This is a genomic window from Algoriphagus sp. CAU 1675 (genome assembly GCF_029222925.1).
Lineage (GTDB): Bacteria > Bacteroidota > Bacteroidia > Cytophagales > Cyclobacteriaceae > Algoriphagus.
The window spans coordinates 986-27,927 of the sequence record NZ_JARHUI010000001.1; the positions used below are offsets into that span (position 1 = coordinate 986).

General features: G+C 42.2%; 26 protein-coding genes, 1 pseudogene and 1 CRISPR repeat array (1 of these 28 cut by a window edge). Of the genes and pseudogenes, 14 read left to right on the top strand and 13 right to left on the bottom strand.

Translation table 11 applies throughout. The features are described 5' to 3' along the window. Positions 1–2,831: pseudogene (locus tag P2G54_RS00010) on the bottom strand (hypothetical protein); the annotation flags it as partial. Positions 2,832–3,325: 494 nt separating this feature from the next. On the opposite strand from P2G54_RS00010, the gene P2G54_RS00015 reads away from it, so the two are divergent. Continuing rightward, the gene (locus P2G54_RS00015; protein ID WP_275866926.1) at positions 3,326–4,732 is read left to right on the top strand and encodes an aldehyde dehydrogenase family protein; all 1,407 of its coding nucleotides are present in this window, start codon (positions 3,326–3,328) and stop codon (positions 4,730–4,732) included. Between the two features lie 94 nt (positions 4,733–4,826). Here the strand turns inward: P2G54_RS00015 and P2G54_RS00020 are convergent, their stop codons facing one another. Both P2G54_RS00020 and P2G54_RS00025 read right to left on the bottom strand, forming a co-directional pair. Then, the gene (locus P2G54_RS00020; protein ID WP_275866965.1) at positions 4,827–5,060 is read right to left on the bottom strand and encodes a hypothetical protein; all 234 of its coding nucleotides are present in this window, start codon (positions 5,058–5,060) and stop codon (positions 4,827–4,829) included. Next, positions 5,035–5,637, bottom strand: a complete 603-nt coding sequence (locus P2G54_RS00025) for a sigma-70 family RNA polymerase sigma factor (RefSeq protein WP_275866967.1) — start codon at positions 5,635–5,637, stop codon at positions 5,035–5,037. The genes P2G54_RS00020 and P2G54_RS00025 overlap by 26 nt, the downstream gene beginning before the upstream one ends. 347 nt (positions 5,638–5,984) lie before the next feature. Between P2G54_RS00025 and P2G54_RS00030 the strand changes: the two genes are divergently transcribed. Together P2G54_RS00030 and P2G54_RS00035 are read left to right on the top strand one after the other, a co-directional pair. Then, a complete protein-coding gene (locus P2G54_RS00030) occupies positions 5,985–6,335 on the top strand; it encodes a DUF3127 domain-containing protein (RefSeq protein WP_275866969.1) in 351 nt (116 codons plus the stop codon). 25 nt (positions 6,336–6,360) lie between these two features. Next, the gene (locus P2G54_RS00035; RefSeq protein WP_275866971.1) at positions 6,361–6,822 is read left to right on the top strand and encodes a hypothetical protein; all 462 of its coding nucleotides are present in this window, start codon (positions 6,361–6,363) and stop codon (positions 6,820–6,822) included. On the opposite strand, the gene P2G54_RS00040 is transcribed toward P2G54_RS00035, so the two are convergent. Genes P2G54_RS00040 through P2G54_RS00055 form a run of 4 tightly spaced genes read right to left on the bottom strand, consistent with a single transcriptional unit; the run spans position 6,819 to position 10,480 of the window. Continuing rightward, a complete protein-coding gene (locus tag P2G54_RS00040; protein WP_275866973.1) occupies positions 6,819–6,968 on the bottom strand; it encodes a hypothetical protein in 150 nt (49 codons plus the stop codon). The genes P2G54_RS00035 and P2G54_RS00040 overlap by 4 nt on opposite strands. 35 nt (positions 6,969–7,003) lie before the next feature. Further along, positions 7,004–7,519, bottom strand: a complete 516-nt coding sequence (gene purE, locus P2G54_RS00045; RefSeq protein ID WP_275866975.1) for a 5-(carboxyamino)imidazole ribonucleotide mutase — start codon at positions 7,517–7,519, stop codon at positions 7,004–7,006. Further along, on the bottom strand, positions 7,516–8,661 hold the full coding sequence (locus tag P2G54_RS00050; RefSeq protein WP_275866977.1) for a 5-(carboxyamino)imidazole ribonucleotide synthase: 1,146 nt from the start codon (positions 8,659–8,661) through the stop codon (positions 7,516–7,518). The genes purE and P2G54_RS00050 overlap by 4 nt, the downstream gene beginning before the upstream one ends. Positions 8,662–8,707: 46 nt before the next feature. Then, positions 8,708–10,480, bottom strand: a complete 1,773-nt coding sequence (locus P2G54_RS00055; RefSeq protein ID WP_275866979.1) for a DNA mismatch repair protein — start codon at positions 10,478–10,480, stop codon at positions 8,708–8,710. A gap of 114 nt (positions 10,481–10,594) precedes the next feature. Here P2G54_RS00055 and P2G54_RS00060 point away from each other — a divergent pair, with 114 nt between their 5' ends. From P2G54_RS00060 to P2G54_RS00070, 3 genes are all read left to right on the top strand, one after another. Then, the gene (locus tag P2G54_RS00060; protein ID WP_275866981.1) at positions 10,595–10,753 is read left to right on the top strand and encodes a hypothetical protein; all 159 of its coding nucleotides are present in this window, start codon (positions 10,595–10,597) and stop codon (positions 10,751–10,753) included. Positions 10,754–10,764: 11 nt separating this feature from the next. After that, positions 10,765–11,442, top strand: a complete 678-nt coding sequence (locus P2G54_RS00065; protein ID WP_275866983.1) for a nitroreductase family protein — start codon at positions 10,765–10,767, stop codon at positions 11,440–11,442. Positions 11,443–11,505: 63 nt separating this feature from the next. Next, positions 11,506–12,351 carry a hypothetical protein gene (locus P2G54_RS00070; protein WP_275866985.1) on the top strand — a complete coding sequence of 282 codons (846 nt, stop codon included), beginning with the start codon at positions 11,506–11,508 and terminating at the stop codon, positions 12,349–12,351. Between the two features lie 41 nt (positions 12,352–12,392). On the opposite strand, the gene P2G54_RS00075 is transcribed toward P2G54_RS00070, so the two are convergent. After that, entirely contained in the window at positions 12,393–13,217 is an 825-nt protein-coding gene (locus tag P2G54_RS00075; RefSeq protein ID WP_275866987.1) for a mechanosensitive ion channel family protein, read from the bottom strand. A gap of 201 nt (positions 13,218–13,418) precedes the next feature. On the opposite strand from P2G54_RS00075, the gene P2G54_RS00080 reads away from it, so the two are divergent. From P2G54_RS00080 to P2G54_RS00090, 3 genes are all read left to right on the top strand, one after another. After that, positions 13,419–14,276, top strand: coding sequence for a ubiquinone biosynthesis protein UbiA (locus tag P2G54_RS00080; RefSeq protein WP_275866989.1), 858 nt, complete (start codon positions 13,419–13,421; stop codon positions 14,274–14,276). A 205-nt stretch (positions 14,277–14,481) separates the two neighbouring features. Beyond that, positions 14,482–17,007, top strand: a complete 2,526-nt coding sequence (locus P2G54_RS00085; protein ID WP_275866991.1) for a zinc-dependent metalloprotease — start codon at positions 14,482–14,484, stop codon at positions 17,005–17,007. A 91-nt stretch (positions 17,008–17,098) separates the two neighbouring features. Continuing rightward, entirely contained in the window at positions 17,099–17,512 is a 414-nt protein-coding gene (locus tag P2G54_RS00090; RefSeq protein ID WP_275866993.1) for a transcriptional repressor, read from the top strand. On the opposite strand, the gene P2G54_RS00095 is transcribed toward P2G54_RS00090, so the two are convergent. Further along, entirely contained in the window at positions 17,506–17,736 is a 231-nt protein-coding gene (locus P2G54_RS00095) for a hypothetical protein (RefSeq protein ID WP_275866995.1), read from the bottom strand. The two genes, P2G54_RS00090 and P2G54_RS00095, sit on opposite strands and share 7 nt — an antisense overlap. A 151-nt stretch (positions 17,737–17,887) precedes the next feature. On the opposite strand from P2G54_RS00095, the gene P2G54_RS00100 reads away from it, so the two are divergent. The 3 genes from P2G54_RS00100 (at position 17,888) to P2G54_RS00110 (ending at position 19,876) form a co-directional block, all read left to right on the top strand. Further along, a complete protein-coding gene (locus P2G54_RS00100) occupies positions 17,888–18,361 on the top strand; it encodes a YcxB family protein (protein WP_275866997.1) in 474 nt (157 codons plus the stop codon). Positions 18,362–18,466: 105 nt separating this feature from the next. Beyond that, the gene (gene rlmH, locus P2G54_RS00105; RefSeq protein WP_275866999.1) at positions 18,467–18,940 is read left to right on the top strand and encodes a 23S rRNA (pseudouridine(1915)-N(3))-methyltransferase RlmH; all 474 of its coding nucleotides are present in this window, start codon (positions 18,467–18,469) and stop codon (positions 18,938–18,940) included. 99 nt (positions 18,941–19,039) lie between these two features. Then, positions 19,040–19,876 carry a hypothetical protein gene (locus tag P2G54_RS00110; protein WP_275867000.1) on the top strand — a complete coding sequence of 279 codons (837 nt, stop codon included), beginning with the start codon at positions 19,040–19,042 and terminating at the stop codon, positions 19,874–19,876. A gap of 68 nt (positions 19,877–19,944) precedes the next feature. Here P2G54_RS00110 and P2G54_RS00115 read toward each other — a convergent pair whose 3' ends face one another. The 3 genes from P2G54_RS00115 to P2G54_RS00125 are packed head-to-tail and all read right to left on the bottom strand — an operon-like array spanning position 19,945 to position 22,880. Next, positions 19,945–20,457 (bottom strand): FKBP-type peptidyl-prolyl cis-trans isomerase, encoded by a 513-nt coding sequence (locus P2G54_RS00115; RefSeq protein WP_275868417.1) that lies wholly within the window; start codon positions 20,455–20,457, stop codon positions 19,945–19,947. A 42-nt stretch (positions 20,458–20,499) separates the two neighbouring features. Next, positions 20,500–22,185, bottom strand: a complete 1,686-nt coding sequence (locus P2G54_RS00120) for a capsule assembly Wzi family protein (RefSeq protein WP_275867002.1) — start codon at positions 22,183–22,185, stop codon at positions 20,500–20,502. Between the two features lie 2 nt (positions 22,186–22,187). Beyond that, positions 22,188–22,880, bottom strand: a complete 693-nt coding sequence (locus P2G54_RS00125) for a hypothetical protein (RefSeq protein ID WP_275867004.1) — start codon at positions 22,878–22,880, stop codon at positions 22,188–22,190. A 133-nt stretch (positions 22,881–23,013) separates the two neighbouring features. Between P2G54_RS00125 and wecB the strand changes: the two genes are divergently transcribed. Further along, a complete protein-coding gene (wecB, locus tag P2G54_RS00130; RefSeq protein ID WP_275867006.1) occupies positions 23,014–24,108 on the top strand; it encodes a UDP-N-acetylglucosamine 2-epimerase (non-hydrolyzing) in 1,095 nt (364 codons plus the stop codon). Then, positions 24,092–24,601 (top strand): cupin domain-containing protein, encoded by a 510-nt coding sequence (locus P2G54_RS00135; protein WP_345795457.1) that lies wholly within the window; start codon positions 24,092–24,094, stop codon positions 24,599–24,601. Before wecB ends, P2G54_RS00135 begins: the two co-directional genes overlap by 17 nt. Positions 24,602–24,663: 62 nt before the next feature. On the opposite strand, the gene P2G54_RS00140 is transcribed toward P2G54_RS00135, so the two are convergent. Beyond that, positions 24,664–25,317, bottom strand: coding sequence for a DUF6266 family protein (locus P2G54_RS00140; RefSeq protein WP_275867008.1), 654 nt, complete (start codon positions 25,315–25,317; stop codon positions 24,664–24,666). A gap of 1,444 nt (positions 25,318–26,761) precedes the next feature. Further along, a CRISPR array of direct repeats spans positions 26,762–26,942; the repeat unit is 46 nt; unit sequence GTTGTGAATTGCTTTCAAAATGGTACTTTCCTGTAGGAATCACAGC (it continues 1,306 nt past the right edge of the window).

The following is a 26,942-nucleotide window of genomic DNA, read 5'->3' on the forward strand; positions in this document are numbered from 1 at the left end:
CGAACAAGCTCCTTGTAGCTCGCTGTTGCGGTGTTGTCCACCTTGCCGGAATTAAGATCCGACTGCTTGATGGTATAGGTCGTCACGATCAAGGTGTCAGTTCCCGGTGCCAGGGTCGAAATCAACTGGCTCAAGCCGGTCAGCGGGTCGGTCACCAAAATGTCCCTCAGCGTCACGTTGCCTTCGTTGGTCACCCTGATGTCGTAGCTGATCACGTCCCCTACCGCATCGTAGGTCTGCGGGGTCGCCACTTTTGTAATGCTGTAATCAAAGTCCTGGATCGCCGTCACCTGCTCTTCGGCTGTGCGAACAAGCTCCTTGTAGCTCGCCGTCGCGGTGTTGTCCACCTTGCCGGAATTAAGATCCGACTGCTTGATGGTATAGGTGGTCACGATCAAGGTGTCTGTTCCCGGTGCCAGGGTCGATACCAACTGGCTCAAGCCGGTCAGCGGGTCGGTCACCAAAATGTCCCTCAGCGTCACGTTGCCTTCGTTGGTCACCCTGATGTCGTAGCTGATTACGTCCCCTACCGCATCGTAGGTCTGGGGGGTCGCCACTTTTGTAATGCTGTAATCGAAGTCCTGGATCGCCGTCACCTGCTCTTCGGCTGTGCGAACAAGCTCTTTGTAGCTCGCCGTCGCGGTGTTGTCCACCTTGCCGGAATTAAGATCCGACTGCTTGATGGTATAGGTCGTTACGATCAAGGTGTCAGTTCCCGGTGCCAGGGTAGATACCAACTGGCTCAAGCCGGTCAGCGGGTCGGTCACCAAAATGTCCCTCAGCGTCACGTTGCCTTCGTTGGTCACCCTGATGTCGTAGCTGATCACGTCCCCTACCGCATCGTAGGTCTGGGGGGTCGCCACTTTTGTAATGCTGTAATCGAAGTTATGACAAACAGGAACGACCGTTGGATCATCATTATCCACTGCAGTTCCTGAAAGGTCGCTAACTTGGTGACCTTTGTGCTCTCCAGTCACAGTAGCTTGGTTTGTCACAGAACCTAATTCAATATCTTCAGGAAGAATTGTATAGGATCCAGTATAGACCCAAGTTTCATCAACCTGTAAAATATCATCATCGTTTTCATCCCCAGTTGGGCCTGTCAAAGTTCCAATCAAAGGATCTACAAGTGAAATATTAGCCAAACCTACTTCTCCTTGGTTGGTAACTGTAAAGGAATAGTAGATAATCGGATTCGCTTCAGGATCCAAACACTCTTCAGGACCCGGTCCATTTGTCGCTTCTTTGACCACTGCGATAGCACAGTTGACAATTTCTATATTTACGGCCTCTGGAGCACTTTCACATTCTCCATCTTTAATTTGAGTTACGTAATAGGTAAATGTTCCCAAGCCGGAAACATCGCTATCAACTGTTGGAGCGTCATTCCCCAAAAAGTCAGTCATCTCCAAATCACTATACCAATTTAGAGTATAACCAGAATCAGGGGTCGCAGAAAATGCATGCTCCCCGGAATTTTCACAGAAAACTTGATCCACCACTGTCACAGGCGGAGCATCATTTGGAATTGTGATAAAAACTTTCGCAACTTTATCACAACCCCCAGTAGTAAAACTATAAGTGATATAATAGTCCCCAGGATCACTGGCACTTAAATCAATGGTTCCATCTGGATATTCAGGAGTTGGAGCAAAAAACAACTGCCCTCCAGCATTTCCCAAAGAGTCGGTTGCTACATAAGAGTACACTCCACTCTCAACCCCTGTTTGAGTAACATAAGCATAATCTCCACAAAGATCTTCTCCTTCATAAGAAATTGTGGCATTTCCAAATATCAAACTTGCTTCTATTGGAAAGATAAAATCATCCAACTCAGCACTCAATGACCCAGAAGTTTTTGTTTTAACCAGAACCGATCCAATTGTCAAATCTTGACAAGGCTCTCCACCATTCAAAAATGCCTGGATATTGATTGCCGCTTCAACAAACTGAAAGCTGGAATATACCTCTGAGCCAAAAGCACCGAAAGGATTTTCAACTCCATCAACTTGGTTTGTAAACGCATAATATTCTAAAGGCTCTAATGACTCATAGTAATCCCAGTCGCCCGCACCAGGGATTGATTCTCTCCAAGTAAAAGCTTGAATAATTGGAACAGAACCACCGTTTGAATAAATAATTGAGATCTGAATATCGCCTTCTGTTCGTCCGCCGTCTGCCCCAGAACTTGTAACATCGCCCCCTCCTTCAGGAAAGGATAAAACTGTGCTGTTTTGAAAAAATTCAAAATCCAGATAGGAAGCTCCATTAGTCTCCCTTCTATCGGCTCCAACAATCAACCATTGATTCCCTTGATCATCTTGACCAATGTGTAAATAGGCATTATTAATATCCCCTTTACCATTCGCGTTTCCTATTGACCAGGACCAGTTATTTGGGTCTTCATTTGCCTTTCCTGCAAGAATATTATCACCAGACCCATTCCCAAACAAATCCACGGTTCTTAAGGTCGTAATGCTTTCTTTAGGAACAATTTTTCCCTCCAGATTTTGATAAAACACAACATCTTCTGCATCTGCTTTATCAAACCTGATCCAATCCCCTCCTTTTAAAAGGAGGTTCAGGTCGATATCAAAATCAAAATTGTTTCCAGGAAGAAGATTCCCATCAATTTCAAATCCTCCCACCGGCTTAAGTACCGGGACTGGATTACTTGGATTTTGAGAAAATCCATTTGTTTGAATTAGCAGGAAAAACAAAAAGAACCAAGAAAGTCCAGCAACTTCTCCTGTAAATTTCTTACTTAGCCATTTTAAAAATCTACCTTCCGGCGTTTTGGGTTTGTACTGATAATCGGATAACTTTTCCATATCCTTAGAGTTTTAAATTTTTCGAGTTCGTAAACGTTTCTCATTACCTTTATCTATTCAAAAGCCAACTTTCAAACTGGTCAAAACCCGCATTTCAAAACTCTAGGAATTCAGGCCCGACCTCTAAATCACTTTTGTCCCAAATTTTAGCACACTATTACCTAATAGAATCTTGTTAAATATTTTAATTTGTAATAAAAATACAGGTTTTTGCTTTTTATAACAAATTTTCAAGAGTTTATTTTCTATTTGAAATGCATTTTTTTTATTATGAAATTAATTTTTTCAAAATTGAAATACATTTTTATTTGGATTTAACCTCATCCATCAGCCAGAACCGAAAATTTCACCTGTTTTTCTTGCCCTTTAATAGCAAATTTCTCATCCCTATATAAAAATTTCACGCCGTTCTCCTCTTCCCATTTTAGCATTTTGTATTTTTTGAATTCTTTTCCAAGCCCGATATGACTTATCACCAACATCCAATCATTACCATGGTAGAAATTCAAGAGATTTTCAACCGCCAAAAAAAAACTGCAGAAAACTGGAGGTCTTCCCGAGCTGAAGAGCGTATTGAAAGGATCAAAAAAATCAGAACTTGGATCAAAAGCCACCAGAAAGAAATTCGAAAATCACTTTGGGAGGATTTTAAGAAGCCCGAAATAGAAACTGACCTGAGCGAAATTTTTCCGGTAACCTCCGAGATTAACCATACAATCAAAAATCTCAAGTCTTGGATGAAACCGCGCTCGCTAAAGACCCCAATGCCCATGCTGGGTACCAAAGCCCAGATCACTTTTGAGCCAAAAGGGAGAGCACTGATCATTTCCCCATGGAATTACCCCTTCAACCTTGCAATCGGACCTTTGATCTCTGCTTTAGCAGCAGGATGCCCCGCAATCATCAAACCCTCAGAAATTAGCCCTTTTACCTCTGAACTGCTGGAAAAGATGATTTCCGAATTATTTGACCCTAATGAAGTTGCAGTTATTCGGGGAGAATCCTCCACTGCCCAAGAACTTTTATCCTTACCATTTGACCATATTTTCTTTACGGGAAGTCCGCATGTGGGCAAAATAGTCATGCGTCATGCCGCTGAACATCTCAGTTCTGTTACCTTGGAGTTGGGAGGGAAATCTCCCGCAATCATCGATAAATCCGCTAATATCCAGGATGCAGCCGAAAAAGTGATTTGGGGGAAAATGGTCAATTGCGGACAGACCTGCATTGCCCCTGATTATATTCTGGTTCATCAGGAGGTGAAAGATATTTTGCTGGCGGAATTGAAGGTAGCTATTCAAAAAATGTACGATCCCATTTACAAGGGACTGGAATATTCCCAAGACCTGGCTCGAATTGTCAATGAAAGACATTATCACAGACTCACAAAATACCTTGAAGACGCTCTTGAAAAAGGCGCAAAATTAGAGTTTGGCGGGGGGAGTAATCCGCACCACCGATTCATTGAGCCCACAATTCTGAGTGAAATCAATGAGTCCATGCTTGTAGCTCATGAGGAAATATTCGGCCCCATTCTACCAGTGATAACCTTTGACTCCACAGAATCTGCCATATCCTATATCAATGCCAAGCCCAAACCATTGGCTTTGTATGCTTTTGGGGGAAACAAGAATTTTACAGATCAAGTCCTCCAACGCTGCAGTTCAGGAAATGCCCTAACCAACGATTGCGTCCTGCATTTTCTCCATAATGAACTTCCATTTGGAGGAGTCAACAACAGCGGAATAGGAAAGGCACATGGACAGTATGGTTTCTTGGCATTTAGCAATGAAAAAGGAGTACTCCATCAACGGACAGGTTACAACAACACTACCTTGCTCCGGCCTCCTTATGGGGCCAAGGCAAAGCAGATCGTAGCTTCCTTGATCAAATGGTTTTAAAATTTTTGACTACTACACCTTAAATAATTGGCCTCTACATACACACTCAACAAAAAAACCCTGCATAATTGGATTGTGCAGGGTTACCATAAGTTCAGACTTTTTGAAGTCCCGTAGATTTGGCTTTTGCTTTAATCGCCCTTACTACTTTTTCCGAAGGTTTTAAAGGAAGTTGATTCATTAACTCTATCGCGCTCAGCAACTCCACATATTCTTGCATCAGGGATTCATCACTTTGCAAGGCTTGCATCAAGAGTTCTTGTTCTACCTCCGGCATTTCCTGATAGATATATCGCACCAGGTCATTTGGGGTAAATGATTTTATCATAGGCAAAATTTAGTTGTTTCATTTTTTTCCTCAAGTGGATCAGCGCGTATCGCATTCTCCCCAAGGCTGTATTTATACTCACTCCAGTTTGATCTGCAATCTCCTGAAAGCTCATATCCATATAATGCCTCATGATCAGCACCTGTTTTTGAGCTTCCGGCAATTCTTCTATCAATCGCTTAACGAGCTCTACCTCATCTTCTTTGACTTTTTTGTCCTCCACAGTCTCCACTGCAAAATTCAAAGAATTGAAAATATTGCTTCCATCCTCCATCATGATGGTAGGATAGCGCTTGGCTTTTCGGAAATGGTCAATTGCCAGATTGTGTGCAATGCGCATTAACCAGGGCTGAAACTTCCCCTCCTCATTGTATTTGTCCGATTGGATGGTCTGAACCACCTTCACAAATACATCCTGAAGCAAATCTTCAGCGACTTCCCGATCTTTTACAATCAGGAAAATCGTAGTATAAACTCTACTCTGATAACGATCTACTAAAAGATCAAAAGCGGCAAAATTGCCATTTCTGTACTGAGCTATCAACTCGCTGTCCCGAGGACCTATTACCTTACTCATTTGATTTAGTTTATGAACAACGTAAAAGTCTAAGCCATAGTATATTTTTAGAGTGACAGAAATGAAAGGCTTTAAAAGTATGATTTTGAAAGTATCTGTGCAAAGAATTAAAACAGCTTTTTTTGCTTTGAAATCGATTCTTTTTCAGATCAGAATTTTATAATGGTCCAAAATCCAAAACCAATCAATAATTTGGTGTTTGTTAATTCGGATCATAGTTTAACCAATCCCTATGCCAAAAAATGTTAAATCGATATACTTTTCAAATTGTATTTAAACCCTTTGTGTCGGGAGATTAATCCAGCTTTGCTTACCTTCGTCAAATAGAAATTTTAATAGATTACAATATGGAATTGAGTGGAAAAATAATTCAGCAACTGCCCGAGGTAGGTGGAAATTCTAGAAATGGCAACGCTTGGAGAAAGCAGGAATATGTTCTGGAAACTCCCGGACAATATCCCAAAAAAGTTTGTGTTGCAATCTGGGGTGATAAAATCGAGCAGTTTAGCTTGAAAGTCGGGGAAAATGTCACCCTAGGAGTGGATGTGGAAAGCCGTGAATACAATGGAAGATGGTACACAGAGGTGAAAGCCTATAAAGTAGACCGAACAGGCAGTACTCCTACTTCTACCACCAATACATTACCAGAGGTAGACACCTTTTACTCAGACAGCGAAGAAGACAAGCTTCCTTTCTAAACAAGCAACTGGATTTTTTAACTATATGTGGGACGACTTTGACAATGAAGACCCGGATTTTGATGAGGAGGGTGAATTTGATTACAGAAAGGAGCAAGAAAGGATCTATCAACATCCCCTGATGAAAAAGGCCAAGGAGATTATTGGCCTTACTCGAGCACTGGTAGGAAGTTTGGATGAAGCAAGGAAAGAGCTTTATGGGGGAATTATGATGGATGATGCCATGATTTTGAGTGCAAAATTCTCCTCCGCTGAAGCCATTCCTGACTTTGTCCTGAAAATGGAGAAGGCGGTTCTTATGAAAGTGCATGCCAAAAGCCTAAACTCCATGACCTACCAATTGGCCTTGGAAGAAACCCATGCCGAAGAACATTTAGCCTTGCTCCGTCAGGCCATTGAGGAATATAGACTTCTGTTTATCGACTGGGTCACAGGATTTGATTCCTCTGAAAAAAGTGACGATGGTTGGGGGATCTTTACCGATTAAAGATTGCCACTTCCAAACCTGAATCCCATATAGGCTCCAAGTGCCATCAGCACTAGGGTAATCAGGATTAACAGCACAAAAATGTTCAAGGGGATTTCCCAGGGAACATCCCCGATTTTAAAACGTACGGGTTTTTTCCAGTCCATGATTGTCAGTAAAAAATGCGGCTAATTGCCGCATTTTATTTTTTCAATACTTCTTTCCAGCCTTTGGCCTCAATGTTCGCAGCTGACTCCTCCACTTTTTCCCGAAGGGAAGCTTTGTAGCGATCCAAATTAGCACCTACCTGAGCATCAAAAGCTCCAACAATAGAGGCTGCCAAAATTCCGGCATTCTTTGCGCCATTGAGAGCCACAGTTGCCACTGGTATTCCTCCGGGCATTTGGAGGATTGACAAAATGCTGTCCCACCCATCAATGGAATTTGAACTTTTGACAGGAACACCTATTACAGGCAAGCTGGTCATGGAGGCCACCATTCCCGGTAAGTGGGCAGCACCCCCGGCTCCTGCAACAATCACCTTCAGTCCTCTCTCTCTGGCAGACTCTGCATATTCCACCATTCTTTGGGGTGTTCTATGGGCCGATACCACTGTCAATTCATATGCGACACCCAATTCTTCGAGCATTTGGGCTGCCTCCGCCATTATCGGAAGGTCAGATTGGCTGCCCATGATTATTCCTACCTGTGGATTCATTGGTTGGATTTTATTTTGATGAGATTTTTGATTCGATTGGCTCTTTCCTTCAATTCAGTCACATTTTCGTCGAGTAGTGTCACATGACCCATTTTACGGAAAGGTTTTGTCAGTTTTTTGCCATAAAGATGGATGTACACGCCTTTTTCTCTCAATGCTTCATCCTGCCCCTCTACGATTGCCTCACCGGTGTATCCCTCTTCTCCCAATAAATTGATCATGGCAGCCGGGCAACGCAATTCAGGATTTCCCAAAGGCCAGTTCATCACAGACCTCAAGTGCTGCTCAAACTGAGAAGTAAAGTTAGCCTCTATGGTATGGTGTCCACTGTTATGAGGTCTGGGGGCAATTTCATTGACTAAAACTTCGCCCTCTTTCGTCACAAACATTTCCACGGCCAATATTCCTACCATCCCCAGTTTTGTGATCACATCCTTTGCGATTTTCTGGGCTGTTTCTTCTATCTCGGCAGATATTTCCGCCGGGGCAAACAAAAACTCCACAAGATTTGCGGTTGGATGGAAAGCACACTCCACAGCAGGGTATGCAATCATTTCTCCATCTTTATTTCGGGCAACGGTTACGGCGATTTCCTTATCAAAGTCAATTAGCTTTTCCAGCAAGCCCGGAGCATCAAAAGCCAAATTGAGATCTTCTTCATCTCGTAAAACCTGCACCCCACGGCCATCATATCCTTCCTTCCCAAGTTTATTGACTGCCGGAAGAAACTCCTTATTCTGAAGCACTTCAACTTTATCCGCAGTAAGGATAAAATCCGCTGTGGGAATTCCCTGAGACTTATAAAACTGCTTCTGCTCCCGCTTATCCTGGATCAGTTGAATTATTTCTGGTTGGGGAAAAACTTCTTTTCCTTCGGATTGGAGCTTTTTCAACGCCTCTGTATTGACAGTTTCAATCTCCACAGTAATCACATCACAAGCCTGTCCAAAGGCATACACTGTGTCAAAATCCTTCAATGAACCCACCGTAAATTTCTGAGCAAGATCCTTACAAGGTGCATTGGGGTCGGGATCCAAGATATGGATATCCTGATTGTAATTGATTGCGGACTGAATGAGCATGCGTCCCAGCTGTCCTCCGCCGAGTACGCCTAATATTCTGGAAGTGGATGATTTGGCCATAGCTTAATTTGAACCCAAAAATACGATAAACTCCGCTAAGGAAAAATCAAGCTGTTCCTCCAAAACGAATACCCATCAATTCCATCAGTTTGTGGGCATTAAAACTCGGACAGGGACCGGGCTTGATCTTGTAGTCAAAGTCGATGTTTTGATCATGGATTTCCGAGTGGAAACTGAAATTTTTTACATAAGGAATTTCGTCTTCGAGAGAGGCCTGCTCAATGTCATGGGTACTGATTATCCCTAAAGCTTTGGTTTCTTTTAGCTGACGAATAAGCGCTTCACTGCCTGCAATTCTGTCCTCTGTATTAGTCCCTTTTAAGATTTCATCTAACAAAAAGAAAATAGGCTCCCCATTTTCCAGTCTATCGATCAAGCTTTTGATTCTGCTCAATTCCGCATAAAAGGAACTGACACTTTCCCCTAAGTTATCCGAATTTCGCATACTGGTGTAAAGCTGCATCTGGTGAATCCCAAAGGATTTGGCAAAAGGTCTCAATCCCAGGTTGATCAGCACAAAATTGATCCCTAAGGTCCGCATAAAAGTTGTTTTCCCACTCATGTTAGCACCGGTAAGCAAAACCAATCGATAATCCTTCCCCATTTCAAAAGTATTGGACACCGCTCTTTGGGGATGAAGTAAAGGATGCCACAGATCTTGGGCTTTGATACCCGGGTATTCCAGTTTCAAAACCTCCCCTTTAGCACCGAGTTCCACCTCAAAAATTCCCAGAGAAACCAATACCTCCCACTTTTCCAATTGGCTTGGATATTTGGAAACCGCCATTCCAAATTTATTTTTCCAGGAAACAAACCTCCGATGCAAGAGCAAATCGGTCCAAAAAATAAGGTTGATGGGTATGTAAAGAATATTGAGGCGGTTTTGGATCCATAGCCCCAAGCGGTCCAACTCCCTAAAGTGCTGGGTTGCTTTTTCTTGACCCATCAGAAAAACAGCTTGGTTCCGTTGCAGAAAATCAGAATTGAAGGCTTCTCTTTCCAACAAAATGAGCCAGTTCAAATAAGCTTTCAGTTTGGCTTGGGCCGGTATTTTTTCACCTGCCTTTTTCAAAGGCTGAAAAACAAAGCCTAAAAAAAACATCCCGAGCAGAATCCAAATCCCCAAAAAACCGGCTGGAAGCTGCCCTGTCCAAACAAGCCCGGATAGAATAATCCCCCCTATTGGCCCCACAAAAGCAGGAAAGGTTAACCAGACTTTTTGGTCCTCTTCTTGACTTAGCCAAGACTCCCAATCCCTGCTTTCCTTTTCCTCTTCATAAAACGCCATACCAACTGCCTCCATTGATTTGAGAAAGTAGGGTTTCTGTGCAAGTTCATCCACTCCCTCGCGAATTTGGCTTGCCAATTTCAAATCTATCCCGGACTTCATTGCCTCAGCAAGACGTTGCTTTCCTCCTTTGGACACAGTATGATTGATCAATTGAAAAAGAGAATGATCCCCGAAGAGGTCAAGATCATTGCAAAATGGATGGGCTTTTTCCATAAACTCCATTCCGGAATCCAAACTTTCAAGATTTCTTTCCCTTCTTAATTTTTCTCTTTTACCCTGCTCTTTCAGCGCCAAAAAAATCTTCTCCTGGTCCTTTTGGAAATTATACCGGGAAATCAGAAAAATAAACAGTGTCAAGACTGCTATAAATGCAAGCATCCAAAGAGGGTGCTCTGCAATTCCAAGGACCAAAAGAGCTCCCATCCCTACAAATACCACTAATCTAAAAATGGAAAGGGATGCGGTTTTCCTTTTGACTTCCTTCAGTTTGGTCTCGAGCCTGGATGGATCAAAATCGTAAGCATTCATGATCAAAGATAAAGATTGGGAATGGATTACTGGCTTAAAGTTCTTTGACACGGGAAAATCTTATCCTAAGTTTATATGTCCAGCAACATTCAAAATGATCAAAAATTTCTGCCTATGAAAAGCCCAAAAAAAAAGAAAAAGGAAGAAGCCGAGGAAATAGAGGAGTTCGATTTTAGAAGCGGAATGGGAATACTTCCGGATGACATTCCTCTGACCAAAAACATTGGCTGTGTTGGAGGCTCAAATAAGAAGGCTGAGAAAAAGGAAAAATAGAAGAACTCAACATGGAAAAAAAAGTAATCCAAGGATTTGGTCATATCCCATATCGAAGAGCCTACTTGAGTCCTGAAGAAGTCCTCAAAAATTCCGAGAATTTCTTTCTTTCGATGAATGAGCGAAGGACCGTAAGGGAGTTTGACAGCAGGGAGGTACCGGAAGAAGTAATGATCACCCTTATCAAAACCGCAGGTACCGCTCCTTCTGGGGCCCATAAACAACCTTGGACCTTTTGTCTTATATCCGATCCGGAAATTAAACGGCAAATCAGGATAGCTGCTGAAGAGGAAGAGAAAATCAGCTACAGTTCCCGAATGCCTGAAACCTGGAAAAATGACTTAAAACCACTGGGAACAGACTGGAAAAAGCCCTTTCTGGAGGAGGCTCCCTATCTGATCGTGGTCTTCAAGCAGTCTTACGGAATAGAAAACGGAGAAAAAATTCAACATTACTATGTCAATGAATCCGTGGGTATTGCCTGTGGTTTCCTGATTGCGGCCATCCACCAGGCAGGGCTGGTCACTGTCACCCACACACCAAGTCCAATGAACTTTCTAAGCCAGATTCTCCAGCGCCCCTCCCATGAAAAACCCTATCTGTTACTGCCGGTTGGTTATGCCAAAGAAGAAACCTATGTGCCCGATATCCAAAGAAAAGCAATTGAAGAATTTTTGGTCCGTTATTAAACCACCTAAACTAAGCTTCATCTAAAGGACAGTTCATTTTAAATAGTTATAAAATTCATAGCCATGAAAAAAATCAAACTCGCTCGCTTGACCATTGTCGGATTTTTGGCTTTGGTTGCTTTCTCATGCAGTGAGCAACCGGAAGCTCCAATTGATACCCTAGATGAAATAGATGAGACCCTCCAGGAAACAGACCTGACAGGAACCATGGAGGACATTGATGAAATTACCCTGACGGGGTTCCAAAGAAATGAGTTTGCTGGCCGTATACTCGTAGAAACTGAGGATGACATTTGCGATCGGGCAAATATTACCTGGCTCCCTGAAGAAAAGAAAATGATCATTGATTTTGGGGAGGGTTGCACCAGCCCAAGAGGAGTGTTTAGAAAAGGGAAGATCATCGTGAGCTTTACAGGAAGGTTTTGGATCCCGGGCACCATCATCACCACAACTTTTGAAAACTTTTTCATCAATGACATGCAAATCGAAGGCATTCGGGTGGTAAAAAACCTGGGCTTCAATGCAGAGGAAAGCTACTTCAGCTTTTCGACAGTAGTCGAAGGTGGTAAAATCACCTGGTCCGATGGAACATCCAAAACCTTTGAGGCAAGACATACCAAAAGAATCTATCTGCCTAATGGTGAAAGAGGCCTGTTCTATGCGGTAAGCGGGGGCTCGGCAGGCACCAACAGAAACGGCAATAGTTATGTCTCTGAGATCGTAGAACCTTTGATTTTTATCCAAAGATGCATCCAAACAGGAGTGAATATCCCAAGTGCAGGTATTTTGAGTCTGAAAATAAGCGGACGCCAAGAAATCCTGGTTGATTTCGGGGACCGAACCTGCGACAGGGAGGTCACCCTTACCATCGGTGACCAAACAAAAACCATTATCCTCTCAAGAAATTAAAAAAGAAAAGGCGATCAAATGATCGCCTTTTTTATTGAATATTACTTGGCCTGATGTACCACTCGCTGGGGAAAGGGAATTTCGATCCCGTTTTGTTCAAACGCTTCATTAATGGCCTCCATTCCATCAAAATACAAAGGCCACAAATTAGCTGAATCTGTCCAGACGCGTACCACCAAATCCAAAGACGAATCTCCAAATTGGTTGAGAAAAACCACCGGAGCAGGATCCTGATGCGCCCTCGGATCATTCTTGAAAATCTCCAATATAATTTCCCTGGCTTTCTTTAGGTCCGTACCATAGGCAACCCCAATATTGAAGTCCGCTCTTCTGGTTGCTTGAGTGCTCATATTGACCACATCTGAATTTGCCAGATTGCCATTCGGAATGATGATTTCCTTATTGTCAAAAGTGGTCAAATGAGTATACAAAATGTCAATTCTCCGGACGGTTCCGGTATGGCCTTGAGCCACTACCACGTCATCCACTTTGAATGGCTTGAACAATAAAATCAAAACACCTCCGGCAAAATTGGATAGTGATCCCTGCAAAGCCAAACCGATAGCCAAGCCAGCTGCACCCAGAATGGTCAGGAAGGAGGACATGGGCACCCCGATGATCGTGGCCACACCTATAAATAAGGAAACATATAATAAAGCCTTGATCAGTCCGATCAGGAAATTATTCAGGGAAGGGTTTTCATCCCTTCTTTCCAATAGCTTCCTAAAACCACTGATGAGTTTATTGACAATGAATTTGCCTATGAAATAAAAAAGAATCGCATAGATCAGGGATGGAACAATACGGTAAAGTAAGTCTATACCTTGGTCGGAAAGTTTTGTGATAGTTTCTGGTGTAATCTCCATATTAACGTTGATTGGTTAGAAAATTCTAATTTAAGACAGATATCCCCCAAGGGAAAGTTTAAGTACCATTGATTTGAAATCCCTTGAATCGAACTGCAAGTTCTTCTCAACCCTTGATATGAAGAGTTTGTGTCCGAATTGGTGGATATTCCTAAATTGAGTTATTAAAAGATCCATAAGGATGCCTAAGACCCAGAAGCCATGAACCTAATTTCCAGCCTTCGCCTTCACTACTCACTTTTCTATCTTCCTGTTTTTTTCTTTGCCTTGGGCTTGACTCCCAACTTAAATGAAACCAGGTTACTTTGGGTTTTCCTTATCCTCCACCTTTTGGTCTACCCTTCCAACAACCTTTTCAGCACCTATTATTCCCATCAAAAAAACGAGTCCGAGGGAAGCCCAAACAAAAATGCGCTGTTCCGCTTTGGTTTGGTTCTGCTGGTGATTTCCATCCTACTCAGTTTCAAGATAAGCGGAGAATTTGCTTCCATGGTGGCAGTCTTTTCCCTGGGAGGTATTGTCTTCACCCACCCCTCCCTAGCAATTAAAAAATCCCCATGGATGACTTACCTGATAAAGGGTACTCTTCAGGGATATTTCGCTTTCGCAATGGCCTATGCCGGCCTGAGTGACTTTGGCTGGGGGATTTTTGGAAAAAGCCATGTACTTATTCCTGGAATTACTTTAAGCATGATGTATTTCGGGTATTATCCATTGGCAGAGATTTACCTTAAATCCAATCAGAAAAGCAGCCTAAAACAGGGAATCCTTGGCACTTTTCTTTTATCGGCCTTCCTATTCACTTTAAGCGGTGCTGGTTTTGCATGGTTTTTTATCCAAAATGGACAGCAAGACTTTCTTTGGACCTTTCTCGGCGCTATGACCCCCATGATGTTGTACTTTTTGGTATGGTTCAATTTTATCAGAGTCAATCCGGAAAAGTACGCAAGCAAAAGCTGGGTAAGAGGAATGGTTAGTCTATCCGTGATAATTTTCAACGGGTTTTCTTTTTACTTTTTTCTCGAAAACACCCAAATCCTTCAGTTATTCGCCTATTGATCAAGCTGGTAGATAAGCGCAAAGTACTGACAGAGGATTTAAATATTCATTTCTAAAAAAGTCCAATGATAAAAAATTTTGCTCCGTTCTGATCAGACACATTCCCGCCTTTGACTCTTCCAATATACCGTCTATCAAAAAAATCAAAGGAAAGCCCACCCATTAAGGAATTTGAAAGTTATTTTATTTCAAAAACTTTTAAATCATGAAAAATAGAACACCCAAATTTCTGAGGAGAATTACCTTACTCGGGGCAATGCTTGGGGTCATGCTGTATTCAGAGGGCTCATTTGCCCAACGAAAAAAAGACACCAAAAATGCTCCAGCTACCGTAACTCCGCCCGCAAGGCCCCAAGCCGGAGCCAACAGTAAAGGCCCAAAACCCTATAAAGAGGTCATTACCAACAAAGCCAAATCCAAAGACGGACTGTTTAAGGTCCACCAAATAGAGGACAAATATTTTTACGAAATCCCTGACTCCCTTTTTGGCAGGGATATGTTGATGGTCACCACCATCGCCAAAACTGCCGACGGAATCGGATACGGAGGTGAGCGTACCAACACCTTGATGCTCCGATGGGAAAAAAACAACGATGATGTTTTGTTGAAGGTCGTTTCTGTCAACAACTATGCTGCGGATTCACTTCCTATCGCCATGGCAGTGAAAAACTCCAACTTGGAGCCATTACTTCAAAAATTTGATGTGAAATCAAGAGGTACGGACAGCACCGGTGTGGTGATTGATGCGACTGATCTTTTCAGCAAAGATGTACAGGCCTTGGGACTTCAGCGAAACAGAAGAACGCAGTACAGAGTACAGCGTTTGGATGCTGATCGATCCTACATCCAGCACATCCATACCTACCCTATCAATATCGAAGCCCGCTACATCCTAACCTATGCTGCGGCAGAGCCCCCTTCAAATAGCTCAACCGGTTTGATCACCTTGGAAATGAATTCATCCATGATTTTGCTTCCAAAAGAACCCATGAAGCAGCGATTGGCAGACCAGCGAGTGGGTTGGTTTAGTCGCTCGGTAGTGGATTATGGTTCGGATGCCCAAAAAGCAGCTTCCAGAAGATTCTTGGATCGTTGGAGACTGGAGGTCAAGGAAGAGGACATGGAGAAGTTCAAGCGTGGAGAATTGGTCGAGCCCAAGAAACAAATTGTCTATTATATAGACCCGGCTACTCCTAAGCAGTGGGTTCCTTATCTGAAACAAGGTGTGGAAGACTGGCAAAAAGCATTTGAAGAAGCAGGATTCAAAAATGCCATTATCGCCAAAGAGGCTCCGACTCCGGAAGAGGATCCAACTTGGAGCCCAGAGGATGCCCGTTATTCCGTAATCAGATATTTTGCTTCCAATATCCAGAACGCCTATGGACCCCACGTTTCGGATCCTAGATCCGGAGAAATTCTGGAATCTGACATCGGATGGTATCACAACGTGATGAACTTGTTGAGAAACTGGTATTTCATCCAGACTGCAGCAGTTAATCCTCAGGCGAGAAGTGTAAAGTTTGACGATGAGGTAATGGGCAGATTAATTCGTTTCGTATCTGCACATGAGGTTGGTCACACATTGGGGCTTCCGCATAACTTCGCCTCCTCCCATGCTTATCCAGTTGAAAAATTGAGAGATCCTGAGTTTACCAAAACAATGGGAACTGCACCTTCCATCATGGATTATGCCCGATTCAATTACATAGCCCAGCCGGAAGACGAGGGGGTTAGCTTGATGCCTGACGTAGGCCCTTATGATAAATATGCGATTATGTGGGGTTATAAGCCTATTTTGGAGGCATCTACTCCAGAGGAAGAGCAGCCTATACTGGACCAGTGGATTTTGGCTAAAAACGGAGACCCTGTGTACCGATATGGTCGTCAGGGCAACAGCTACGATCCTTCGGCTCAAAGTGAGGACTTGGGGGATAATTCCGTTAAGGCTTCCGAATACGGAATCATGAACCTCAAACGCATCATGCCTAACCTGATTGAATGGACAGCTGAAAAAGACAAGCCTTACAAGAATTTTGAGGATTTGGAAGAAATGTATGGACAGGTATTGAGCCAATTCAACCGATACATGGGTCACGTAAGAACCAATGTGGGTGGTGTAATGGAAATCTACAAATCCAGTGGACAGAACGAACCTGTTTATATCCACACTTCCAAGGAAATGCAAAAGTCTGCTGTAGAATTTTTGAATAAACAGCTTTTCGCTACCCCTTCTTGGATGATGGATGAGGAGATCATTTCCCGCACCGGGGATTTCGGGGCTTTGGAAAGAATCAGAAGCCTTCAGGTAAACACACTGAATGGAGTATTGGATTGGGGAAGACTAGGAAGAGTCATCGAAAACGAAGCACTCAATGGATCCGATGCTTACAAAATCACTGAGCTGTTTGATGATTTGAGAAAAGGAATCTGGACTGAACTTGCATCCGGAAAAACCATCGATGTTCATAGAAGAGCTTTGCAGAGAGCACATATTGAAAGACTGGAAGTACTGCTTACTGGAAGTGAGCCGGAAGTTCCTGCTCGCTTCAGAAGCTTTGTGGGACCTCAAATCAATGCTTCCCAATCTGACATCCGTCCTATGGCAAGAGGTGAACTCAAAACACTTCAGACTCAAATCAGAGGGGCTATTGGAAGAACATCGGACCGAATGAGCAAACTTCATCTTCAGGATGCCCTGGAAAGAATCAATGCAATTCTTGACCCGAAATAACCCTAAACACTTCCTTTCAAAAGGGGCGTCAATGGCGCCCCTTTTTTGTACCTGGGGAATTTCTTTATTTTTACCCGGGTTATAGGATTATATGGTCACACCAAACAAAATATTAAAAAGTCACAAACTCCGTATCACCGATTGCCGGCTGGATATTATACAGGAATTTTTGGAAAAACAGGTCGCTTTGGCCCATAGTGATCTTGAAGACAGTTTGGACAAAAAATTCGACCGGGTAACCATCTATAGAACCCTGAATACGTTTCTGGAAAACGACATCATCCATAAAGTATTGGACGATAGTGGAGCAACCAAGTACGCACTTTGCTCCCATGAAGACGATCATGACCACAGTCACGAACACGTACATTTCAAATGTGATATCTGTGGGGAAACTACCTGCTTGGAATCAATCAGCCTTCCTCAGATCAAACTTCCCAAAGGGTTTGAAAAAAGAGAAATGAATTTATTGGTCACCGGCATCTGTGACAAATGCCATCAATAATCAACCGGCTCAGGTTTTTTGGATCTTGTGGGTGAGTCGCTCGGCCAGATCACCCCGGGAGGCAAATCAATTTTGGGAGGATTCAAATTTTCAACCCCTCCATCTCGGTCGTCTCCTTTATTCTTCCCCTTATTCAAAGAATTTTTAGTCATCATAGATACAAAATAGATGACAATGACGTACGCAAATCCTGCCAATAAGAGATTGATGAATAAACTGCTCATAGCTAAAAATTTTAATCAAGATAAGCCTATACTCTTTTTAAATCAATGACTTAGAGGAATTGTTTCATCCCCAATGGCTCACATATGAATTCCTTTGGCTTGTTTTATCCCCGGGATACTTGGATATTTGCGCTCTGAATTTGAAAAAGACATGATTGTAAAAACTAAAAAATATCAGCTTCCTACAGGAACATACATCAAAATGGGGCTTGTCAATATCCTCAAAGAACAGTGGTGGGTAATTTTGATTGCCCTTGCTATCGGATGCGGATATTTTTGGATAGCCTCCATTTGGTGGATAATAGGAGCCGTTTTGGCTTATGGGCTGTATGTGTTGTTTTGGGCAATCCAATTTACCGGAGTGACACAAATGGAACAAAACAAGGTCATTTTCGAAAAAATGGCCTATGAAATAGATAGCCGTCAGATTTTGATGAAAATTAATGTGCGCCAGGGTATGCCAGTGCAGTGGAATATGATCAAAAGGGCAGAAATCACCAAAGAGGCATTTGTGCTGTATATGTCCAAAGCTCAGTTCATCTATCTTCCTTTCAAGATTTTCAATTCTGATAATGATAGAAAATTTTTGGAGACTATCCTCAAGCGAAAAGAACTGATTAAATAATACATGAAGCCTGATCCCTAAATCAGGCTTTTTTATTGAATTCAAAGTATAGGGAGTTCTCCCCATGCCGGATAAAGTATCCCGCTAATTTTATCATATTTGGATATGCAGATCAAAGTATTGGCCATCGGAAAAACAGATCATCCCGCTATAGAGGAACTGATCCGGGAATACTCCAACCGACTGGGACATTATATCCGTTTCGAACTGGAGATTATTCCGGATCTGAAAAACACCAAATCCCTTTCCCAGACTGCCCAAAAGGAAAAGGAAGGAGAGTTAATATTAAAAAAACTCAGCCCGTCTGATGAATTGATTTTATTGGATGAAAGAGGTAAAAGTTTTTCCTCTTTGGAGTTTTCAGAATACCTCCAGAAAAAAATGAACTCCGGACTCAAACAGCTGATTTTTGTAATTGGAGGCCCTTTTGGCTTTTCTGAGGCCGTTTATGCCAGATGCAACGGAAAAATTTCCCTTTCAAAAATGACTTTTTCCCATCAGATGATTCGCCCTTTTTTGACTGAGCAACTCTACAGAGCCTTTACCATTCTCCGAAACGAACCCTACCATCACGAATAATTCTTAACAGGCTCAATGTTAAGTTTTTGAATCCTTTTTTCTTCCAATGTTACCAAATTGTTAACTTTATCGTAAATTGGTAACATTGGATTCACGAACTTGAAAAAAGGCTTATACATAGTACTCATTCTTTTGGGGATCAGCTTCCGGGCTTGGTCACAGGAAAGTGCTGTGTCCTTTGAATCCCTAGCTTTTGAAACATCCGTAGAAAAACAATTTTGGCAGACCGGAACTTCCGAAAACAACCCTCTGGCATTATTCATGGCAGTACATGCTGAAGCTGAAAATCAAGCTGAAAACTGGCATGACCTGCTTAGTACCTTAGATGAACAGTTTGAAAAGAAAGGAAGAAGTGAAAATTTTCTAAGGGTCCTATTCCAGAAAAGCCATCAGAACCTTTTCAAAAAATACGAGCAGCACTCTTCCTTCAATGACATGCTCAATGAGGGACTGTTTGACTGTGTAAGTGGTTCTGCGGCATTGGGAATGTTGTTGGAGCGTTATGGATTCGAATACGATATTGTAGAAACTGACTATCATGTCTTCATTGTAGCCAATTCAGACAACAAAAAAATCATCCTGGAAAGCACCGTGAAAATCGGAGGAATGATTTCAACTCCTTCTGAGGTTCAGAACTATTTGGATTCCTATCAACCTGCAAAAAAAGAAACCTATTTGGAGCTGAGACAGCGTATTGGTGCCCCAAAAGTGGATTTCAGTGAAAATTCCATTTTCAGAAAAGTAGATCTAAACCAACTGGCAGGCCTTCAATATTACAACGATGCCATCCTGCATTTCAACCAGCAAAGATTCCGGGAAGCTGCCTGGCAATTGGAAAAGGCCTTTCAGCTGTATCCTTCCGAAAGAATTGAAGGATTAAAAGAATTGGCCATTGATCAGGCCTATAAAACCTACGGTACCGACATCAGTCAATAAAACCCAAGTATTCTACTTACCAAAAAAGCCCTATTTGAAATAGGGCTTTATTTTTTAATAGAGAGGTATCAGTGGTGGTGACCACCTGGACCATGCACATGCCCATGTTCAATTTCTTCCTGCTCAGCATCCCTGATTCCAACGATCTTCCCTTCAAAATACAGATCAAAACCGGCCAGAGGTGGATTGAAATCCATATGAACCCCGAGATAGTCTACTTTGAGGACTTCTCCTCTCATCTGGTTTCCTTTGTCATCCTGCATGGGAATGACGTTACCAACTTTTAGGATGTCCTTATTCTTTTTGCCCTCCTCTTTAAAATTGGCCTTCGGAATGATCACCTTTTTATTTTCATCATAATCCCCATATCCATTTTCAAAATCGATAAACACCGAGAAGGAATCTCCTACAGCTTTGCCAAGGATTTCTTTTTCCAAAGCAGGAAGAATATTATTCGCTCCAGCTAAGAAATGAAAAGGAGTGGATTCATTCACCTCCTCAAAAGGCTGTGGGCCCGTCTCACCGTCATCTACCTTGAGACGGTAAGAAATAGAAACTACTTTATTTGCTTCTGCGATCATTAATTGATTGATTAAATTCATTGATTCAGTAGGGTTTCCCTTTTAACGGAACAAATAGGCCATGCTCAACTGACCTACAAAATTCTTCCGGTCATAACCCGGTACGAAATACTGGTCCGGCTGATTTTCCAAATACCACTTATAGTTAAAGGTCTTTACATACTGGAATTTTCCGGCGAGCAGGAAATCCCCAAACCTCCACTCAGGGGTAAGGGAAAACACCAAGTCCACATATTTGTTTCTGAAGTCCTTGGACTCCTCATACCGGAAGTAATAGAAATCATTGTTGTACTCAATCCGTTCCACTTGAACCCCGATTTTCTTGAGCTTTTCAACCCAGGCTACTCCTAGAAAAATCTGGTTGCTTCCCGGGCCGTTTCCGATTCCCAGCACCTGTCCCTGATTTGTATACCCATGCCGCACATGGTCATGAATGTACCAAGACCGGAGCTCCCGGATTTCTTCCCGTATAGTCTGTCCAGACTGGGTCATTTCGGAATTGATCTCAATAAATCGATTAGGCTTTTTCAGATCTATCAAATGGGTAAAGCCAAATGTAAATGCCCTCCCTTGTTCAGGAGTGGTAATAAATTCCTCCAGCTTTCTGGAATTACCCCGGGTACCGTATTCCCCATAAAATTCAAATCTTCCCTCCGGGCTCAGCCATCTGAAATATCCCGTACTGAATTGCTGTCTCTTGTCCCGGATGGGGTCAACTACATTCTGTAAGCCCTTTCTCCCGTTGAATACCGGCAATACATCTGCAAAATCCGTGATTTCATCCCGATACAGGTGATTTACAGAGCCATACCCCAGAAAGAGGCCCGGAATCCACTTGGGCTGATAGGTAAGGATCAAACCCGAAATAAAGCGGTCTCCATTTTCTCTCTTTGGGATGTACACCGGATTATTCACAAAAATGTAGTCCGAATGAGGAAGGAGGAAATTCGTTGACTTCAAGAAGCCCGCTATAGTCTGCCCTTCAAAAGTTCCTATTCCACTTTTTATTGGGCGACGGGTGTTTAAGGTATAGTGGAAAAATCCCGGGGCATTGTTGCCCATCAGTAAGGAATTTCTCCTTCCGGGACCCCACCAGAGATTTTCTGTAGAAGCCCCTAAAGAGATACTTCCAAGATTAAATCTTAAACTCGATTGCCCTGCAAACACTTTGTTGTAAACGCTTTTACCAAACCTTTCCGGCATATCTATTCGGTTCAGGTACTCGTAATAAAACAAAATGGTGGACTGGTGTTCAAAAGGAAAGCCTTCGTAATCTTTATTCTCGGCAAACAGAAACTCAGGTTGTACCTGAAGACTGAAATTTCCATATTCTGCATAAATCCCCGGACTGATCACGTGCTGATATCCCCTATTGGGAATAAAGGCTCCATCATTGACTCCAAAAGCATACACTGAATTGTATTGCCCCCGGTAAATTCCAGGCATAGCCAAAAGCTTCCCCTTTTCACCAATTCTTTGATGGAAGGCAGAGTTTTCCAAATCCACCAAAGTACCATCAATGTCAAAGCCATTGGCAAAGCCAAATGCCTCGGTAGGAAACAGAGGCCGGATCATAAAGGAAGAAGCAGAATCTATTTGCCCGGTCAATTGTAGCCTTCTCAGGTAATCATCCAAAACAGGAGTCCCCACAGGAATGGTCTGGGCAACTGCGCTTTTTGCCCATGGAAGGACACAAATCAAAAAAGAAATTATAAGGGATTTTTTCATCTTTAAATTACTTGGAAAGCAACTACTTCTACACCTGAAATGGACCAGGACTCATCACAAACCGGATCTATAGCATTGGTCTGCTTCAAGTCCCCACCAGCATAGATCCTGATGTAATCGTTGTTGTGCTCGATAATCTTGGAGATTTTATAACGGGTAGTATAATTATTAAAAGCCCCAAAACTGCAAAGGCCCGGAAGATTTGTTTGGGTGGCCCCTGTTTTAGGTCTGTTCTGCCTGAAATAGGAATTGGGATAGGATTGATACAGGCAATAGGTGGATTCACAGGGAGAATTTGAGAAAGTAGTCCTAAATACCTCTGTGTCATCATAGCCCATGTACCAATAATCCGGACCGGAGATTTCTCCGTCATTCGGATTACCATCCCAACTGTCATGAATCAGAATTTCAAAAGTGATCTTGAGGTAATTGTGGGGAGGAAGATTGTTAAGATTAACCGCGACTTCTTCATTGCGGTAGTAGCCTGCAATGGTATCTCCTCTCCAAATAAATAAACGTCCATTTTCAAACCCTGCAAGGTCCAATTCCCCAAAATCATTGGAATACACCACTTTTTCGGATTCAATTACATCAAAATAATCCGGCTTCAAGGTATCCACACAGGAAGAAACCATAAGTGCAAGCAAAAAAAGAGTAAAGCTTGGTAAAGTAGTTTTCAAAATCCTTCTTTTCATTGGACTTGTTTAGTATATCAACACAATGCAACAAAGAAACAAAAAACCCTTAAAAGGTGCTCTATCAAAGTTCCTTTCAATCTCGAGATCTAGGAGTTATTCTTATTTTTAGGACAATTATTCAACTTGAGAAATGAGTCTTTTTACCATTGTAGCCGGAGCCCGACCCAATTTCATGAAAATCGCTCCTATAATCCACCAGCTTCAAAAAAAGCAAAGGGAAGGTACGAATGTGCGTTTTCGACTGGTTCACACCGGGCAACACTATGACAAAAAAATGTCCGGGGATTTTTTTGAGCAACTCAATATCCCGCAACCCGATGCCAATTTAGGAGGCGGAGGAGGAACCCAAGCCGAGCAAACCGCCGCCATTATGGTGGCTTTTGAAAAAGAGCTATTCGAACATCCAAGCGATCTAGTCATCGTGGTAGGCGATGTCACCAGCACCCTGGCCTGCTCAATTACCGCCAAAAAACTTCAGATCGATGTAGCCCATGTGGAAGGGGGAATTCGTTCGGGAGACCTGAGTATGCCGGAAGAAATCAACAGAATGGTGACGGATTCCATAACCGACCATTTCTTCACCACCTCGGAACTTGCCAATGAAAACCTTCGGAAAAGCGGCATTTCCGAAGAACGAATCCATTTTGTGGGCAATACCATGATCGACACCCTATTGGCTCAAAAGCCAAGATTCAAAAAGCCCGAAGGGGAAATTTTTGAAGATCTTGAACCGCAGGGCTATTTCATCATGACCATGCACCGCCCGGCAAATGTAGATCAGGAGCAAAAGCTGAAAGCGATGATCGCAGCCATCCTGGAAGGGGTACAAGGTTTGCCTATTATATTTCCTGTACACCCCCGCACGGCCAAAAACCTCCAAGTCATAGGAATTCAGGCGGACAATTTACGGATGTGTGAACCCTTAGGCTATTTGGAATTCAATTACCTCGTCAAAAATGCCAAGGCAGTAATCACAGACTCGGGAGGGATCACCGAAGAAGCAACAGTCATGAATGTCCCCTGCATCACTTTACGAGACAATACGGAGCGGGCTGAGACCATTCTCCTAGGCACCAATGAGCTAGCCGGAACCGACCCAAAAAAGCTGAAACCCTATCTGGAAAAAGTCATGAAAGGGGATTGGAAATCCTATCAGGGCATCCCGCTTTGGGACGGGAAAACCTCAGAGCGAATTGTAGATATACTAATTGAGAAATACGCTTGATACAGCCATGGATACCCAAAACAGAATAGACTTTCTAATCCGATCCCTTGACTTATTGCCCCATCCTGAGGGAGGTTATTACAGGGAAACCTATAGAAGTGAAATACTTCATGATACCCCATCGGGAAAGCGAAATCTAAGTACCTGCATTTTCTTTCTCCTTACCTCTGAAAACGTCAGTCATTTCCACAGGATAAAGAGCGATGAATTATGGTTTTGGCATGAAGGAAGCTCTTTGCTGATTCATTTACTGGGAGATAAAGGCCATGAAATCCTAAAATTGGGTCCTGTAGATGGGAAAGGATGCCTCCCTCAGCAATTGGTCAAAGCCGGAATTCTATTTGGAAGTACGCTAGAAGATGCCAATTCTTATGCTTTGGTTTCCTGTACAGTAGCACCCGGATTTGATTTTGCAGATTTTGAGCTGTTCAAAGCAGAGGACTTATTGAAGGATTTCCCAGATGAAGAGGAAATAATTCGAAGATTGACCTAATGCTATTTGAATTTTTTTTATCCAAGTTTGAAGAATAGCCCAAAATGCTCTTGTCTGAATTCCTAAATCTCACCCAAATAAACAGAGTCTGATAAAATTCTTTTTTTGGTCCAGGGATTTTCCTGGCTAAAGGCCAAAAAAGCAAACCAACTATTTTCCAGGGCAGTTTCTGAAACTGGAAGCAAATAACTCCCCAATTCCCTGTAGTTACCAAAAAACTCCCAAATAGAAGATCCATCCTGATTGATGAGGATCACAAAAGCCTGATCCGAAGGTTTCGCAGAGGCAATCCAGGAATTATTTTCCCAGGAAAACAGAATTCCCTCGGGATTTCGTTCCGCCTTGGCATTCTGGGCTCCTGTGAGACTACCTTTACTCAGCTTTACCAGACTCAGATCCAAAACCTTTTTGCCGTTTTGAAAAACAAAGGAGTTTTTTGAGGTATGAGAAACCGCCGCATGGTAGGGTCTTGAGCCTCCATCTGCTAATTCCTGATATCCAAATCTGAGGAGATGGGTATAATTTTTAAGAAATGCATGCGTCTGGGTATTTACAGATTGAGAAAGCCTTTTGAGTTCAGAGGTTTTTTTCTTCGTGTTTTTACTTTGTTTGGAAGGGGCTCTTCGGGAATAGGTCTTGCCTCCGATCTTGTAGATCACAATATCTCCGATTTTACCTCTCATTCCTTCCAGAATTGAATTTGTCACTCTTGCCATCGCCTTGTTGTTTGATTACCAAGAAGATACGAATAACATTCAAGAAAAGCATGAACTATTTAATTTAAAAATTTACTAAAACAAAAATTAGATCATATTATAAGCTATATAGAATTGTCTAAAATATGCAGTTCCAATGTTTTATAATTGGTTAAGGATTGGTAAAATCAAAGTTTGTCTTAAATCCACGAGAAGATTTTGCTGAATAAATCCAATACTTGACTATATCCGTTGTGAATTGCTTTCAAAATGGTACTTTCCTGTAGGAATCACAGCTTAGTAATTGGAAAGGAGGTGTCCAATGGCGTTGTGAATTGCTTTCAAAATGGTACTTTCCTGTAGGAATCACAGCACTTTGTGGATATGACGGAAAAGAGACAGGGTTGTGAATTGCTTTCAAAATGGTACTTTCCTGTAGGAATCACAGCGAAAAGAAAGTATTTACAGTGGCTCAAATAGTTGTGAATTGCTTTCAAAATGGTACTTTCCTGTAGGAATCACAGCAATTCAATCCAACAAACACACCGTATGACGTTGTGAATTGCTTTCAAAATGGTACTTTCCTGTAGGAATCACAGCTAGTCATTTTGACAATATTGAAGTAATCCAGTTGTGAATTGCTTTCAAAATGGTACTTTCCTGTAGGAATCACAGCACGGGGATATTATTGAACGGGGAGCATTTACGTTGTGAATTGCTTTCAAAATGGTACTTTCCTGTAGGAATCACAGCACACCAATTTTCATGAATATGACCTAATAAGTTGTGAATTGCTTTCAAAATGGTACTTTCCTGTAGGAATCACAGCAAATCTTTCTTCTCTGTCATCCCATCCAAAGTTGTGAATTGCTTTCAAAATGGTACTTTCCTGTAGGAATCACAGCTCAATTGATAATTCGTTATCCTCCATTCTGTTGTGAATTGCTTTCAAAATGGTACTTTCCTGTAGGAATCACAGCGTCAAAGAAGCGGATCTCACTATTGAATTGGTTGTGAATTGCTTTCAAAATGGTACTTTCCTGTAGGAATCACAGCCAAATAGAGGCATAAAACAATAATAAATTAGTTGTGAATTGCTTTCAAAATGGTACTTTCCTGTAGGAATCACAGCTAAGCGCAGTATTATGGTAGCACTCGAAATGTTGTGAATTGCTTTCAAAATGGTACTTTCCTGTAGGAATCACAGCTCGGACATGGTGTTTTGGATGTTATATGTTGTTGTGAATTGCTTTCAAAATGGTACTTTCCTGTAGGAATCACAGCTGGAAAGAGTTTTCATTAAATATAAAAGGGTTGTGAATTGCTTTCAAAATGGTACTTTCCTGTAGGAATCACAGCGGAACTTCATTTGCTAAGTATTTGATACCTGTTGTGAATTGCTTTCAAAATGGTACTTTCCTGTAGGAATCACAGCTGTTTGTGTTATTTTTTCAATCAAAAGGCAGTTGTGAATTGCTTTCAAAATGGTACTTTCCTGTAGGAATCACAGCATACTTTTTTTGCATCTTCTGTCATTTTAGTTGTGAATTGCTTTCAAAATGGTACTTTCCTGTAGGAATCACAGCAAGACTTCCGATGCTACTGATGAAACATTAGTTGTGAATTGCTTTCAAAATGGTACTTTC

Bases quoted from the DNA above. Each gene is read 5' to 3' on its own strand.
- P2G54_RS00015 (WP_275866926.1), top strand. From the start codon at position 3,326: ATGGTAGAAATTCAAGAGATTTTCAACCGCCAAAAAAAAACTGCAGAA.
- P2G54_RS00020 (WP_275866965.1), bottom strand. From the start codon at position 5,060: ATGATAAAATCATTTACCCCAAATGACCTGGTGCGATATATCTATCAG.
- P2G54_RS00025 (WP_275866967.1), bottom strand. From the start codon at position 5,637: ATGAGTAAGGTAATAGGTCCTCGGGACAGCGAGTTGATAGCTCAGTAC.
- P2G54_RS00030 (WP_275866969.1), top strand. From the start codon at position 5,985: ATGGAATTGAGTGGAAAAATAATTCAGCAACTGCCCGAGGTAGGTGGA.
- P2G54_RS00035 (WP_275866971.1), top strand. From the start codon at position 6,361: ATGTGGGACGACTTTGACAATGAAGACCCGGATTTTGATGAGGAGGGT.
- P2G54_RS00040 (WP_275866973.1), bottom strand. From the start codon at position 6,968: ATGGACTGGAAAAAACCCGTACGTTTTAAAATCGGGGATGTTCCCTGG.
- purE (WP_275866975.1), bottom strand. From the start codon at position 7,519: ATGAATCCACAGGTAGGAATAATCATGGGCAGCCAATCTGACCTTCCG.
- P2G54_RS00050 (WP_275866977.1), bottom strand. From the start codon at position 8,661: ATGGCCAAATCATCCACTTCCAGAATATTAGGCGTACTCGGCGGAGGA.
- P2G54_RS00055 (WP_275866979.1), bottom strand. From the start codon at position 10,480: ATGAATGCTTACGATTTTGATCCATCCAGGCTCGAGACCAAACTGAAG.
- P2G54_RS00060 (WP_275866981.1), top strand. From the start codon at position 10,595: ATGAAAAGCCCAAAAAAAAAGAAAAAGGAAGAAGCCGAGGAAATAGAG.
- P2G54_RS00065 (WP_275866983.1), top strand. From the start codon at position 10,765: ATGGAAAAAAAAGTAATCCAAGGATTTGGTCATATCCCATATCGAAGA.
- P2G54_RS00070 (WP_275866985.1), top strand. From the start codon at position 11,506: ATGAAAAAAATCAAACTCGCTCGCTTGACCATTGTCGGATTTTTGGCT.
- P2G54_RS00075 (WP_275866987.1), bottom strand. From the start codon at position 13,217: ATGGAGATTACACCAGAAACTATCACAAAACTTTCCGACCAAGGTATA.
- P2G54_RS00080 (WP_275866989.1), top strand. From the start codon at position 13,419: ATGAACCTAATTTCCAGCCTTCGCCTTCACTACTCACTTTTCTATCTT.
- P2G54_RS00085 (WP_275866991.1), top strand. From the start codon at position 14,482: ATGAAAAATAGAACACCCAAATTTCTGAGGAGAATTACCTTACTCGGG.
- P2G54_RS00090 (WP_275866993.1), top strand. From the start codon at position 17,099: ATGGTCACACCAAACAAAATATTAAAAAGTCACAAACTCCGTATCACC.
- P2G54_RS00095 (WP_275866995.1), bottom strand. From the start codon at position 17,736: ATGAGCAGTTTATTCATCAATCTCTTATTGGCAGGATTTGCGTACGTC.
- P2G54_RS00100 (WP_275866997.1), top strand. From the start codon at position 17,888: ATGATTGTAAAAACTAAAAAATATCAGCTTCCTACAGGAACATACATC.
- rlmH (WP_275866999.1), top strand. From the start codon at position 18,467: ATGCAGATCAAAGTATTGGCCATCGGAAAAACAGATCATCCCGCTATA.
- P2G54_RS00115 (WP_275868417.1), bottom strand. From the start codon at position 20,457: ATGATCGCAGAAGCAAATAAAGTAGTTTCTATTTCTTACCGTCTCAAG.
- P2G54_RS00120 (WP_275867002.1), bottom strand. From the start codon at position 22,185: ATGAAAAAATCCCTTATAATTTCTTTTTTGATTTGTGTCCTTCCATGG.
- P2G54_RS00125 (WP_275867004.1), bottom strand. From the start codon at position 22,880: ATGAAAAGAAGGATTTTGAAAACTACTTTACCAAGCTTTACTCTTTTT.
- wecB (WP_275867006.1), top strand. From the start codon at position 23,014: ATGAGTCTTTTTACCATTGTAGCCGGAGCCCGACCCAATTTCATGAAA.
- P2G54_RS00140 (WP_275867008.1), bottom strand. From the start codon at position 25,317: ATGGCAAGAGTGACAAATTCAATTCTGGAAGGAATGAGAGGTAAAATC.